This is a genomic window from Actinacidiphila sp. bgisy167 (assembly GCF_965342175.1).
Classification (GTDB): Bacteria; Actinomycetota; Actinomycetes; order Streptomycetales; family Streptomycetaceae; genus Actinacidiphila.
Genome location: NZ_CBDRBL010000082.1, coordinates 19583 through 32320 on the forward strand (window position 1 = coordinate 19583; position 12738 = coordinate 32320).

At 73.8% G+C, this 12738-nt stretch carries 12 protein-coding genes; 5 read left to right on the plus strand and 7 right to left on the minus strand.

The features are described from left to right. Positions 1–123 precede the first annotated feature (123 nt). Positions 124–672 carry a GNAT family N-acetyltransferase gene (locus ACRWND_RS25250; protein ID WP_431953214.1) on the plus strand — a complete coding sequence of 183 codons (549 nt, stop codon included), beginning with the start codon at positions 124–126 and terminating at the stop codon, positions 670–672. Positions 673–711: 39 nt separating this feature from the next. Here ACRWND_RS25250 and ACRWND_RS25255 read toward each other — a convergent pair whose 3' ends face one another. The 3 genes from ACRWND_RS25255 to ACRWND_RS25265 form a co-directional block, all read right to left on the minus strand. Next, a complete protein-coding gene (locus tag ACRWND_RS25255) occupies positions 712–2055 on the minus strand; it encodes a diacylglycerol/lipid kinase family protein (RefSeq protein ID WP_431953216.1) in 1344 nt (447 codons plus the stop codon). 131 nt (positions 2056–2186) lie between these two features. After that, complete coding sequence (locus tag ACRWND_RS25260) at positions 2187–2690, minus strand: GNAT family N-acetyltransferase (protein WP_431953218.1); 504 nt, start codon at positions 2688–2690, stop codon at positions 2187–2189. 158 nt (positions 2691–2848) lie between these two features. Further along, entirely contained in the window at positions 2849–4171 is a 1323-nt protein-coding gene (locus ACRWND_RS25265; RefSeq protein ID WP_431953220.1) for a glycoside hydrolase family 3 N-terminal domain-containing protein, read from the minus strand. 65 nt (positions 4172–4236) lie between these two features. On the opposite strand from ACRWND_RS25265, the gene ACRWND_RS25270 reads away from it, so the two are divergent. Then, positions 4237–4725: a TIGR00725 family protein gene (locus tag ACRWND_RS25270; RefSeq protein ID WP_431953222.1), complete on the plus strand. Its 489-nt coding sequence runs from the start codon at positions 4237–4239 to the stop codon at positions 4723–4725. 35 nt (positions 4726–4760) lie between these two features. Here ACRWND_RS25270 and ACRWND_RS25275 read toward each other — a convergent pair whose 3' ends face one another. Then, entirely contained in the window at positions 4761–6194 is a 1434-nt protein-coding gene (locus tag ACRWND_RS25275; protein ID WP_431953224.1) for an aldehyde dehydrogenase, read from the minus strand. 166 nt (positions 6195–6360) lie between these two features. Here ACRWND_RS25275 and ACRWND_RS25280 point away from each other — a divergent pair, with 166 nt between their 5' ends. Together ACRWND_RS25280 and ACRWND_RS25285 are read left to right on the plus strand one after the other, a co-directional pair. Then, positions 6361–7284: a helix-turn-helix transcriptional regulator gene (locus ACRWND_RS25280; RefSeq protein ID WP_431953226.1), complete on the plus strand. Its 924-nt coding sequence runs from the start codon at positions 6361–6363 to the stop codon at positions 7282–7284. A gap of 306 nt (positions 7285–7590) precedes the next feature. Then, positions 7591–8592, plus strand: coding sequence for a helix-turn-helix domain-containing protein (locus tag ACRWND_RS25285; RefSeq protein WP_431953228.1), 1002 nt, complete (start codon positions 7591–7593; stop codon positions 8590–8592). A 104-nt stretch (positions 8593–8696) separates the two neighbouring features. Here the strand turns inward: ACRWND_RS25285 and ACRWND_RS25290 are convergent, their stop codons facing one another. The 3 genes from ACRWND_RS25290 to ACRWND_RS25300 form a co-directional block, all read right to left on the minus strand. Continuing rightward, positions 8697–9590 (minus strand): hypothetical protein, encoded by an 894-nt coding sequence (locus ACRWND_RS25290; RefSeq protein ID WP_431953230.1) that lies wholly within the window; start codon positions 9588–9590, stop codon positions 8697–8699. 159 nt (positions 9591–9749) lie between these two features. Continuing rightward, positions 9750–10211, minus strand: coding sequence for a Crp/Fnr family transcriptional regulator (locus tag ACRWND_RS25295; RefSeq protein ID WP_431953232.1), 462 nt, complete (start codon positions 10209–10211; stop codon positions 9750–9752). Between the two features lie 536 nt (positions 10212–10747). Further along, a complete protein-coding gene (locus ACRWND_RS25300; protein ID WP_431953236.1) occupies positions 10748–11434 on the minus strand; it encodes a TetR family transcriptional regulator in 687 nt (228 codons plus the stop codon). A 121-nt stretch (positions 11435–11555) separates the two neighbouring features. Here ACRWND_RS25300 and ACRWND_RS25305 point away from each other — a divergent pair, with 121 nt between their 5' ends. Then, positions 11556–12707 (plus strand): acyl-CoA dehydrogenase family protein, encoded by a 1152-nt coding sequence (locus ACRWND_RS25305; RefSeq protein WP_431953234.1) that lies wholly within the window; start codon positions 11556–11558, stop codon positions 12705–12707. Positions 12708–12738: the final 31 nt, after the last annotated feature.

Consider the following 12738-nt stretch of genomic DNA (forward strand, 5'->3'; position numbering starts at 1 on the left):
GGCGACGGTCGACGGCGACGGTCGACGCGGTCCGGCGGCCGGCTGAGCGCGTCGAGCCGGTGGGGCGTCGGCCACCGCGAAAACCTCTGGACACGCTCCAGGGCGCTCCGCGAGCATCCGTGCGTGACAGACGAACCCGCCCGCCGGTCCCCCGCGCCGACCCGCCTGAGGTCGGTGAGGTTCGCGGATCTCACGGGCACGGCCATGACCGCCTTGCTGGACGACGACCTTGCCCGGGCCAGTGCCGAAGCAGGAGTCGGGCTCACGGACTACTTCCTCACCGATCAGGCGAAGTGGGTCTGGCGGTATCGGCTCGGTCAGCTGGCCTCGGACCCGGGTAGCGCGGGGTGGCTCACCCGGGCCGTGGTGGCCGAGCCCGAAGACGTCGTCGTGGGGTACGCCGGGTTCCACGGCCCGCCCGATGGGTCGGGCATGGTGGAGATCGGCTATTCGGTGGCCCCTGGTCACCGTCGTCAGGGGTACGCCAGGACGGTGCTGACCGAGTTGCTGCGTCGCGCCGCCGCCGAACCCGGAGTCAGGACCGCGCGGGTGACGATCAGCCCCGAGAACACCGCATCCCTGGCCACGATTTCCGGTTTCGGCTTCGTGGAGGCCGGCGAGCAGTGGGACGAGGTGGACGGCCTCGAGCTCATCTTCGAAGTCCCGGTCTGAAAGGGCTGCCGCCGTCAGGCGCGCGTGGGCCGGGGCGGGTCAGGGGGTGGGGCGGCCGGCCGCCGTGCGGCCCATGGCCAGCGCGAGCTTGCGCAGCCGCCGCCAGTCCGTGCGCACACCCGTCGCCGGTACCCCGGGCCGGAGGCGGGGCACCCGGACCCGCAGCGCGCCGGGGCTGATGCGGCAGCGCACGGGGGTGGGCAGCACGAGGGCCTCGCCGTCCACACCCGCCTCGATCTCCGCCGCGTCGGCCGTGGTCACCACCTCCCGCGCCGTGGCCACGGTGAGCCCGGAGGCGACGCGGGGGCCCATCAGCAGCGTCGCGGCCTGGGCCGCGTTGTCGACGCTGACGCCGAGCACCCCCAGCAGGCCGGTGTCGAGACGGTCGCGGCGGCCGAGCCCGGCCGGATCGTCGGTCCGGTAGGGGTTGTTGCTCACCAGCACGGCCTGCGGCTCCTCGATGACGACCTCACCCGCCCTCGCCGTCAGCCGCGGACCGACGCGGTGGGTGAGCAGGTCGGGCAGGAGTTCCAGGATGGTGCCGACCTTGTCGTCCCGGTACGCGGGACTCTGCACGACGGCCGCGTAGGCGCCGAACGACACGTTGTTGACGAAGGGCCGGTCGCCCACATAGCCGAGGTCCACCCGCAGCTCCACGCCGTCCCTGAGCGCGTCCAGGCAGGCCGCCGGATTCGCGCGGTCCAGTCCCAGGTCCATGGCGAAGTGGTTGCGCGTGCCCGCGCAGATCACCAGGAACGGCAGACCCCGCTCCGCGGCCACACCGGCCACCAACGCCTGTGTGCCGTCACCGCCGGCCACCCCGAGCAGGTCCGCGCCCTCGTCCGCGGCCCGCCGGGCCAGTTCCGCCACGTCCTGTGGGTGGTCCGGGTCCAGCAGGACGACCCGGGCGCCCAGCGCCTCCGCCTTCTCCTTCAGCCCGAACGCGCCGACCTTGCCACCACCGGAGCGCGGGTTCATGATCAGGAAGGGCCGACGCGGCCGGGCGGCGATCCGCTCCCGCACCCGTGCCTCGTGGGCGCGGGTGGCACGCACCGCTTTGCGCCCCGCGACGACGGCGAGCGCCCACAGCGCGAGCGAGACGACCACGACCCAGAGCAGATTCGCCCGGTCGTAGTAGGCGAGGACGGCCAGCGGGGCCAGCACGGTCAGCACCACGGCCAGCGCCCGCGCCACACCACGGCGGGTCAGCACCCACCACGTCCCCGCCGCCGTCACCGCGGTGCCGCCGAGCGCGGCCGCCACCAGCACGATGCTGCGCAGACCCGCCACCGCGACCGGCAGCGCCACCGCCGCCCCCGCAGCGGCCAGGGCCAGACGGGCCAGCCAGCGCTGCGCGACATGCCTCCCGGAGAGGTGCTCCATGGGTCGACAGTGTCACCGCACGTCCCCGGTCCGCCATCCCTCGCGTGCCCCCGGGTGGCGTTCCGGACACGGGTGGTCCGCGGCGCATGGGTGACGGCACAGTCCGGCGCAGCCGGCCCACGCGGCGGCGGTCAGACTCGGGCAGCGCCGTCGCGGGCGAGATCCTTGCCGTACCAGATCTCCATGTAGGGCCCCGTGCAGTACGCGGGGATCTCGCGGTAGCCGTGGCGGACGTACACAGAGCGGGCCTCGACGAGGTCGAGGCGGGTGTTGAGGACCATCCGGGACGCGCCGAGCAGGCGCGCCTCGCTCTCCAGCAGCTCCAGCAGGAGGCCGGCGCCCTTCGTGCCGCGGAAGGCGGGACGCAGGTAGACGCGGGTGAGTTCGGCGCGCTCGGCATCCAGCATCAGCAGGCCGCCGCAAGCGGCGGCCTCACCGTCGAAGCGGCCCACGACGAACTGTCCCGTGGGCGGGGTGAGCAGCTCCGCGCCGTCGCCGGCCAGGCCCCGGTCGATCTCCTCGGTGGTCGCGGGCCGCATCCAGTAGCGGCCGGCGACCTCGGCGTAGTAGTCCCGGCGCAGGCCGGTCGCGTCCGTCGTGTCGAAGTCTTCGGGGGCCAGTTGCCACGAGGTCATGCGACCTTCATAGCCCGGACGTGCCGCGCCGCCAACCGGTTTCGGGCGGTGGGGACCCCGTGGCACGCTTCGGGACCAGGTCTCCGCGAGACGTCCCAGACACCCGGCAGATGGAGCGCCGCTTGTGCGTCTCGCGGAGAGCGGTGAGGCCGCCGCCGTCAGCTCGGGCAGCGCAGCACCCCCGCCGCCTGCTTGGCGGTGAGCACGCGCCGCACGCTGTTCGCGACCATCGTCCGCACCTTCGGATCCTGGCGCATGGCGGTGCGGATGCCCTCGGCCATCGTGGGGATGCCCTTGGGGGAGACGGTGAGGGTGAGGTCGCCGCCGGCGCGGAGGAAGGACAGGGCGCGCCGGCTGAGCGGCGTGGACTGGGCGGAGGCGGCCTTGCCGAGGTCGTCGGAGATGATGACGCCCTTGAAGCCCAGGTCGTGACGGAGTGTCTGGTCGACGATCAGCGACGAGAACACGGCCTTGTGCTGGGGGTCGATGCGCTGGTACGTCGCCAGCGACACCATCACCAGTCCCGCGCCCGCGGAGATCCCCGCGCGGAAGGGCTCGATGTTGCTGCCCGTGCGGGTCAGCGTCGTGTCCGTCACCGATGCGGTCGTGTCCGTGTTGCCCTTGACGCTGCCGAGACCCGGGAAGTGCTTGGGCGTGGTCAGCACCCCGGCCGCCTTCGCGCCCTGGACGAACGCCGTGACGTGCGGGGACACCACGCCGGCGGTCGAGCCGAACTGGCGGCCGTAGCGGCCGATGGGGGCGTTGGCGGTGCCGATCGAGGCGGGGACGATGTCGGCGACGGGGGCCAGGTCGACGTTGACGCCGGCCTTCTTCAACTCGTTCGCCCAGCCCTGCGCGCGCGAGCGGAGGGTGGCCGTGGACCACGTGCCCTGCGTCTTCCCGCTCGGGATGGTGGAGAAGCCGGGGCCTTGGAGGACCTGCACCTGGCCGCCCTCCTGGTCCGTGGAGACCAGCAGGCCGACCCGCTGCCCCGCCGCCGTCTGCCCCAGCGACTTCTGCAGCCCGTCCACCAGGCTGCGGGTCTTCGTCACCCCGGCCGTGCTGCGGCCCGCGAGGAAGACCGACCCGACGGCGTACGACCGCATCGCGTCCAGGTCCGCCTCGGGCGGTGTGGGCAGTTGGGCCGCGCCCATGAAGAGCTGGCCGACGCGCTGCGTGTCGTTCATCGCCCCGAGGACCCGGTCCACGCAGGACCCCTTCGGGGTGGCGGTGGTCGCCGTGCGCTCGGTGGCCGTGGTCTCCGGGCGCTCGGTGGCGGTGGGCTCCGTGCTCTTGGTGGGGGCCGTCTCCGTGCGCCCGCCGGGGGTGGGCTGCGCGCGCCCGGTGGCGGCCGTCTCCGTGCGCCCACCGGTAGCCGTGGACTCCGGGGCGGACGGCGCGCCCTGGCAGGCGGCGAGGGTCATCGTCGCGGCCAGCAGGCCGAGGAACACGCGTCGGGGGGTGAGGGCGTACGAGATCACCCCTGCAGCGAATATCCTGATTGTCCTATCTGTCAATCGGGGCGGACCCGACCGGGGGAGAGCCCATGACGAGCCGTTATGTCGCCGTGGTGGGGCCCGCCGCGGCCACCGCGCGGGAGCGTGAGATCGCCCGCGGGCTCGGCGGACTCATCGCCCGGCGTGGCGCCGTCGTCGTCTGCGGCGGGCTCGGCGGCGTCATGGGCGCCGCGTCCGAGGGAGCCCGCGCGTGCGGCGGGACCACCGTGGGGCTTCTGCCCGGCCGGGACCGCCGGGCGGCCGACCCGTCCCTGACGGTGGCGATCGCCACCGGCCTCGGCGAGCTCCGCAACGGCCTCGTCGTCGCCGCCGCAGACGCCGTGGTGGCGGTCGGCGGCAGCTGGGGCACGCTGAGCGAGGTGGCGCTCGCCCTGCGCACCGGCAAGCCGGTCGTCGTGGTCGGCGGCTGGGACGTTCAGGGGCCCCCGGCCGGGGAGACGTTTCTGCGGGCGGCCTCCGCGGAGGAGGCCGTCGATGCTGTCGAGGCGGCGCTGGCGGAGTCCTCCCCCGGCGGCTGAGCAAGGCGCCCGGCCGCCGGGGGAGGACGCGCGGGTCAGATCGTGATGCTCTTCAGCTCGGTGTAGTGGGCCAGCCCCGCGGTGCCGAACTCGCGGCCGATCCCGCTCGCCTTGAACCCGCCGAAGGGGGCCGCCATGTTGGGTGCGGCGCCGTTGATGTTGAAGGTGCCGGTGCGGACCCGCCGGGCGATCTCCAGGCCGCGCTCCCGGTCAGCCGTCCACACCCCGCCGCCCAGACCGTACGGGGAGTCGTTGGCGATGCGGACGGCCTCGTCCTCGTCGTCGAAGGGGATGACGACCAGCACCGGCCCGAAGATCTCCTCGCGGGCGATCCGCATCGTGTTGTCGACGTCGGCGAAGACGGTGGGACGTACATAGTGCCCGCCCTCCAGGCCCTCCGGGACCCCGGGGCCGCCCGTCACCAGCCGAGCGCCCTCCCGCACGCCGAGCTCGATGTAGGAGCGGACCCGCTCGGCCTGGTCGGCGCGGACCATCGGGCCGAGGAAGGTGGCCGGGTCCGCGGGGTCGCCCACCGTGAGGCTGTCGGCGAGCGCGGCCACCGCCGCGACGACCTCCTCGTACCTGCTGCGAGGGGCCAGGATGCGGGTCTGCGCGACGCACGCCTCGGAGTTGTTGCCGAAGGAGTCGTACTTCAGGCCCGCCACGACCTTGTCCAGGTCGGCGTCCTCCAGGACGATTGCCGCGGACTTGCCGCCGAGCTCCAGGGTGACCCGCTTGAAGGTCTCCGCCGCGGCGCCCGCGATGGCCCGGCCCGCCGTGGTGGAGCCGGTGAAGGCGATCTTGTCGACCCCGGGGTGCGCGACCAGGTGGGCGCCGGCCTCGCGGCCGCCGGGCAGGATGCTGACCACCCCGTCGGGGAAGCCGGCCTCGGCGAAGAGCTCCCCGAGCAGCAGACCGTCCAGCGCGGTCTCGGGGGACGGCTTGAGCACCACCGTGCATCCGGCCAGCAGTGCCGGGACCAGCTTGGCCAGCGCGGACTGGTGCGGGGCGTTCCACGGGATCACCGCCGCCACCACGCCCACCGGCTCGCGGCGCACGACGGTCTGGCCGCCACCGGCGGCCGGACGGCGCTGCTCCCAGGCGAGCTCGCCCGCGGCCCGCAGATAGCTCTGGGTCTGCTCGGACACGGCCGGCTGCAGCGCCGAGGTGAACCAGTGCGGGGAGCCGTTCTCGGCGGTGATCAGCGCGGCTATCTCGGCGGCCCGGGCCAGGTGCAGCTTGTCGAATTGGGCCACGACCCGCATCCGCTCCTCGGGGCTCATGCGGGGCCACGGGCCCTCGTCGAAGGCGGCGCGGGCGGCGGCCACGGCCCGGTCGACGTCCGCCGGGCCGGCCTGGGCGGCGCGGCCCACCAGCGAGCCGTCGTGGGGGGAGCGGACCTCGATCAGGTCCGTTGTGGTGGGAGCGGTCCAGTGGCCGCCGATGAAGAGCCGGTCGTACGTGATCATCAGGATTCCTCTGTCGTTCACGGAGGGGTCGGGGCCGGTACCGTGCGTACCGGCCCCCGGTGACGGCTCCACGTTCCGCCCGGGGCCACAGGGCCGGCCAGGGACGGAGTGTCCCTGGGACTGCCCGTACCAGGCACGCGCCGCGTCCGGTGCCGAGAATGGGGGCATGCCTTCCACCGATCGCCCACTCCGCCCCGACAACGCGCTCGGGGACTTCCTGCGCGCCCGGCGGGGCGCGGTCGACGTCGGACGCCTCGGCCTGCCGGACGACGGCCGCCACCGCCGTGTCCCCGGGCTGCGCCGCGAGGAACTCGCCGAGCGCGCCCACGTCAGCGTCGACTACGTGGTGCGCCTGGAGCAGGGCCGCACCCGCCGGGTGTCCCAGGGCGTCCTGGAAGCGCTCGCCGACGCCCTGGAGCTGGCCCCTGACGAGCGGGCGTACCTCTTCACCATCGCCGACGTCACCCAGCCGAAGGCCTCCCGCCCGGCCCCGGCGCAACGGGTGGTGCCGCAGATCCAGCAACTGCTGGACGGCATGCGCGACGTCCCGGCGCTGGTGCTGGGCCGCCGGCAGGACGTGCTGGCGTGGAACGCCCCCGCCGCGGCGCTCCTGACCGACTTCGGCGCCCTCCCGCCCGAGCACCGCAACGTCATCCGGCTGACCTTCCTCGACCCCGGTTACCGCGCGCTGTACGGGGACGACTGGGCGGGTATCGCCCGCGAGTGCGTGGCCTTCCTGCGCATGGAGGCGGGCCGCTACCCCCAGGACCCGGCCCTCGCCGCCCTCGTGGGCGAACTCAGCGTCAAGGACGCGGACTTCCGCGCCTGGTGGGGCAGTCACCGGGTAAGCGGGGCCCGGCCCCGCAGCAAGACCTACCAGCACCCCCTGGCCGGGCCCCTCACCCTGGACGTCCAGCAGTTCACCGTCGAGGGCCAGACCGGCCAGTCCCTGATCACCTACACCGCTCGCCCCGGCACCCCTTCGGCGGACGCCCTGCGCTTCCTCCTGCAGTGGTCGGCGTTCGGCGCGCCCGACCGGGACGCGGTGCGGGCCCGCGCGGCGCGCGACGCGGAGCGGCGGGACCGTTGACGGGGCCCGCGCTCGCGCGCGGCGCGAGGGCGCGGCGGGGAAGCCGGCCGCCCCGTCCCGGCCCCGAGCGTCCGGCAGACGGTGGACCGTGCGTATCCGCACAGCGGCGCACGGGACTCCGCAGGGCGGTGACGGTGGGGCGCCACCGTCGACACCGCGGCGGGTGCGGGGGCCGCGGGCCCCGGCACCCGCCGCGCCCTTGCCTGAAACATCCCCCGGGTATAGTCCAGCCCTCAGCGATAGGTGCGGTTTGCGGCCACCCGTGGCCCTGCCGTGCAGACAGTCCCGTAACCGGAGGAACGCGGCATGCTCGAGGCTGCTGGCCTCACCGCGGTCGAGGAGACCGTCTACCGGCTCCTGGTCACCACCGCGACGGCCTCGGCAGAGGAGGTCGCCGCGCAGACGGACCTGCCCCCGGGCCAGACGGAGGGCGTCCTCGCCTCACTCGCCGCCAAGGGACTGGCCAGCCCCACCGACAGCCTCCCCCGGCAGTACGCCGCCACCCCGCCCGATGTGGCCCTGCTGCCGCGGCTGCAACGCCAGGCCGATGCCCTCGACAAGGCCCGGACCGCGGTCACCGACCTGCTGGACAGCTACCGCAGCACCGTGCGCCGCCAGGACGCGGGCCAGCTCATCGAGGTCATCACCGGCAGCGAGGCGCTGCGCCAGCACCTGCGGCAGATGCAGGAGAACGCGCGCCACGAGATGCTCTGGTTCTGCAAGGCGCAGTACGTCGCCATGCCCTCGGGGAGCAATCGTGCCGAGTACGACGCCCTCGCCCGCGGCGTGCGCTACCGCGTCCTGTACGAGCAGGCGTTCTTCGACGACGACGGGGCCATCGACAACGTGGTGGAGGGCGTCAGGGCCGGGGAGATCGCCCGCTCCGTCCCCCATCTGCCGCTGCGGCTCGCGGTCGCCGACCGCTCCATCGCCATCTGCCCCCTGGTGCCCGGCGGCCCGCACGGCAGCCCGAACGAACCGACCGCGGCGCTGCTGCGCGACAGCAGCCTCCTCGAGGCGCTGACCGCGCTGTTCGAACGTTACTGGGAGGACGCGGTGCCGCTGCACGTCAGCGCGTCCGGCGCGATGAGCGGCACCGACGGCGCGGACGACTCCGACCCGCTGAGCGAGACCGACCGCCGGCTGCTGTCCCTGCTCGTCGCGGGCGTGGCGGACAAGGCCATAGCCAGTCAGATGGGCCTGAGCCGGCGCACCGTCCAGCGCCACATCCAGCACATGATGACCCTCGCCGGCGCCGCCACCCGCATGCAGCTCGCCTGGCAGGCCGCTCGCCGCGGCTGGCTCTGAGGGGGCCGGGGAGGGCGCGCACACCGGGGATTTGGGCGCGCGGGATCCGCCCGCGCCGTCCCCTTCTGAGCGGGCATCACGAAGGGCGGGCGACGGCGGTACGGTCAGCCCCGCTCCGCGGCCTCCCCGACCGGCACCCGCGGGGCCCGGCGCCCCGTCGCAGGGGTGCCGAACCGGATGAGCATCTGCACCAGACCCGGGCCGCAGTCCATGGTGCGCAACGCCGCCCGCAGGTCCGGCCACTCCATCGCCTCGTGCAGCAGCGTCGCCTGGACGGTGTGCGCGGTCGCCAGAAGCACCACGCGTCCTATGGCCTGGCCGGCCCGCAGCCAGTCCGCGCACGTGTCGCCGGGGGTGCACAGCACCGCCACCAGGGGCCGGCGCTCGGGATCGAGGAGCCAGGCGGAGGCGGCCGCCCCGGAGTTCTCGTGGACCCGGCCCCCGGCGCCGACGAAGCGCCCGCCCGTCCCGCAGCGCTGCTCCGCCTCGGCCGCCAGCCGCAGCAGCCGCGGCGTCTCCTCGGCCCGCGGCAGCACCAGGGACGCGCCCTCGGCGTGGGCGGCGTCGATCAACTCCAGCACGACCGCTCCGGTCGGGCAGTACGCGAAGGCGGAAGCGAGGCAGCCGCGGCGGCGCCAGACCGCGTCGTACAAATCGCGGTACGGGCCGCCGCCGTCGTCGCGCGGGCCGGTCGGCCGCACCTCGGCGAGCAGATCCGGGTCGCCGGGCACGGGCAGCAGCCGCACCTTCGGCTCCCACCCGAAGTGGGCCAGGGCGACCCGGAGGTTGAACACGGCGGCGCCGACGGACACGTGCAGCACGCGGGCCGCGGCCTCCGACTCCGGCACCCCGGGCTCGGGGACCGCGCGCACCTGGAACGTGGCGGTGTCCGGATCGAGGCGGTACCGCCAGGGGCGGCTGCCGCGGAAGGAGGGCGCCGCGACGGCGGCGGAGATCAGTCTCTCCACGGTCGCCCCGTTGAGTGGGGTGGGTTCCACGGTGCGCTCCCTCCGGCCGGCGCGTCCTTTCAGCCTGCACGCCGCGGTCCCCCGCGAGCAGGGCCGACCGGCCCTACCGCGTGGGCCGCCGGGGCACGGCCGGCTGATCCTCGGCACGGGTCATCGCCCCGCGCCCAGGGCCGGAGCCACCACGAACGGTCAGCGCACCGTGCTGCCGCTGCCCTGGGGACCGTACAGATCGAGCAACCGGGTGCGGGCCCCCTGCAGTCGGTGCGCCACTATCTGAGCGACCCGCCGGGCCACCGCGCGCCCGAACACCACGTCGGCCTCGCACAGAGCCCGCACCACCGTGGCGTCGAACTCGTCGACTCGCACAGGGGTCTGCGTCACCGCGCCCAAATGCCACGTGTACGGCGGGAAGAGCCATGACCAGCCGAGCAGGTCCCCCGGACCCAGGGTCTCCACCACGGCGGGTTGCCGGCCGGGCACGTGCAGGTCGAGCGCGACCGAGCCGGCCCGGATGATCCAGAAGCGGTCCGCCCTGTGCCCCTCCTCGAAGATCCTGGTCCGGGCCGGGAAGGACACGTCGCGCGCGAGTTCCCGCAGCCGGCCGCGGGTCTCCGGTGGCAGTGCGTCGAGCAGGCCCGTCGTGGTCGTCATCGCCGTCCTCCCTCGGATGCGGTACGCCCTCACCCCCAGAGTCCTCCGCCGTCCCGGGCACGAGGAGGGGCCGACCGGCCCCACCGCGGGCCCCGGCGTCCATACCCTGCCGTGCCCGCGCGGAGGAGGGCGCAGACGGGGCGGAGGGGGCCCGGGGAGCAGGGGACGGGGCGCACCGGTGTGAGCGGGCCCCACGGCGCCACCGCGAGGAGCACCCTGAGGGAGGCCGCCGCGGCACCGCGCCGCGGCCGCCGACGAGGGGGGATGCTCATGAGAACGCGGAAGCGCCAGGAAGCGGCGGGGAACGCGGACGCCCTCGCGCCCGAGGAGGTCTCGGAGTCCGAACGCCTGCGCCAAGGAGCCCGCCCCGCCTTCCCGTCCGCAGCCCGCCGCTGGGCGTCCGTAAGGCGCGAGACGAACCCGCACCCGGGCACCGGCCCCCGCACACCGGCACAGCGATCCAGCCCGCGATGACACTCCCATGGCACTGAGTGCGCTTCCAGAAGGTGCTGAGTACCCTCGCGCCCCGGGGGTCCCTACGCGGGGGACTCCTCGTCCGCCAGGCCCGCCTCGATCTCCCGGACGACCCGCCACATGGGCGTCCGCCTCCTGGTGATCACGATCACCACGTCGTCCTCCGCCTCCTGGGTGTCCTGCCGGGCGCTGCCGTCCCCGTTCCAGGCGGCGCGCACGAACCGCAGCGCGTGCTCCACTGCCGCGCCGGCGTCGCCCTCCGCCCCGGAGCGCAGCCAGGTGCGCAGGCCGTTGTTGTGGGCGGCGACCACGGCAGCCGCGATCACGTCGGCCCGGAGCTTGCCGTCGGGCCGGTCCGCGTAGCGGGCCCCGAGGTACTCCGCGAGCGCGCGCTCGTACCGCCAGACGACCGACAGCTCGTAAGCCCGCAGCCCGGGCACCTGTTTGGTGAGTCGGTAGCGCTGCACGGAGAACGTGGGGTTCTCGGCGTACATGCCGAGCACCAGGCGCGCCGCGTCGCAGACCCGGGTCACCGGGTCGTCCGTGTCGGCGCTGGCCTCCAGAAAGCGCGTCATGTCGGCGAGCGCGCGTTCGTGGTCGGGGAAGACCACGTCTTCCTTGGAGGGGAAGTAGCGGAAGAACGACCGGCGCCCGACACCGGCGAGGGCGACGATGTCGTCGATCGTCGTCGCCTCGTAGCCGCGCTCCAGGAAGAGCTGGAAGGCGGCGGCGACGAGGGCGTCCCGCATCGGTGGCTTTGTGGTCATGGACGCGAACCTAACACCCCGAGACCATGGATCACTGACACTGAGTGTGCAAAACTGAGGGTACTCGATGCCATGACGTGTGACGCGGACTGGAGTAACGGACGTGAGTGACGATTTCGACCTCTTCCGGACATCGGAGGAGCACGACATGCTCCGGGACGCGGTGCGCTCCCTGGCCGAGGCGAAGATCGCCCCGTATGCGGCGGAGGTCGACGAACTCGGCCGCTTCCCGCAGGAGGCTCGGGACGCGCTGGAGGCGAACGACCTGCACGCCGTCCACGTGCCGGAGGCGTTCGGCGGCGCCGGCGCCGACGCGCTGTCCACCGTGATCGTGATCGAGGAGGTGGCGCGGGTGTGCGCCTCGTCCTCGCTGATCCCCGCTGTGAACAAACTGGGGTCGCTGCCGGTCCAGCTGTCCGGCTCCGAGGAGCTGAAGACGAAGTACCTGGGCGCGCTGGCCCGGGGCGAGGGCATGTTCTCGTACTGCCTGTCGGAGCCGGACGCCGGCTCGGACGCCGCGGGCATGAAGACCCGCGCGGTGCGCGACGGGGACTTCTGGGTGCTCAACGGCGGCAAGCGGTGGATCACCAACGCCGGTGTGAGCGAGTTCTACACCGTCATGGCCGTGACCGACCCGGACAAGCGTTCCAAGGGCATATCGGCGTTCGTCGTGGAGAAGGGCGACGAGGGCGTCTCCTTCGGCGCCCCGGAGAAGAAGCTGGGCATCAAGGGGTCGCCCACCCGAGAGGTGTACCTCGACCATGTGCGCGTCCCCGCCGACCGGATGATCGGCGCCGAGGGCACGGGCTTCGCCACGGCGATGCGCACCCTGGACCACACCCGTGTGACGATCGCGGCGCAGGCGATCGGCATCGCCCAGGGCGCACTCGACTACGCCAAGGGATATGTGAAGGAACGCAAGCAGTTCGGCAAGGCGATCGCCGAGTTCCAGGGCATCCAGTTCATGCTGGCGGACATGGCGATGAAGCTGGAGGCTGCACGGCAGCTGACCTACGCGGCGGCGGCGAAGTCGGAGCGCTCGGACGCGGACCTGACGTTCTTCGGCGCGGCGGCCAAGTGCTACGCCTCGGACGCGGCCATGGAGATCACCACGGACGCGGTGCAGCTGCTGGGCGGATACGGGTACACGCGCGACTACCCGGTGGAGCGCATGATGCGCGACGCGAAGATCACCCAGATCTACGAGGGCACCAACCAGGTCCAGCGCATCGTCATGGCCCGCAACCTGCCGTAATCAGCAAACCGAGAGTGTGGAGGGACATCAA

Excerpts from the sequence above, each read along its gene's own strand:
- ACRWND_RS25260 (WP_431953218.1), bottom strand. The coding sequence starts at position 2,690 with ATGACCTCGTGGCAACTGGCCCCCGAAGACTTCGACACGACGGACGCG.
- ACRWND_RS25295 (WP_431953232.1), bottom strand. The coding sequence starts at position 10,211 with ATGACGACCACGACGGGCCTGCTCGACGCACTGCCACCGGAGACCCGC.
- ACRWND_RS25275 (WP_431953224.1), bottom strand. The coding sequence starts at position 6,194 with ATGATCACGTACGACCGGCTCTTCATCGGCGGCCACTGGACCGCTCCC.
- ACRWND_RS25270 (WP_431953222.1), top strand. The coding sequence starts at position 4,237 with ATGACGAGCCGTTATGTCGCCGTGGTGGGGCCCGCCGCGGCCACCGCG.
- ACRWND_RS25255 (WP_431953216.1), bottom strand. The coding sequence starts at position 2,055 with ATGGAGCACCTCTCCGGGAGGCATGTCGCGCAGCGCTGGCTGGCCCGT.
- ACRWND_RS25280 (WP_431953226.1), top strand. The coding sequence starts at position 6,361 with ATGCCTTCCACCGATCGCCCACTCCGCCCCGACAACGCGCTCGGGGAC.
- ACRWND_RS25285 (WP_431953228.1), top strand. The coding sequence starts at position 7,591 with ATGCTCGAGGCTGCTGGCCTCACCGCGGTCGAGGAGACCGTCTACCGG.
- ACRWND_RS25300 (WP_431953236.1), bottom strand. The coding sequence starts at position 11,434 with ATGCGGGACGCCCTCGTCGCCGCCGCCTTCCAGCTCTTCCTGGAGCGC.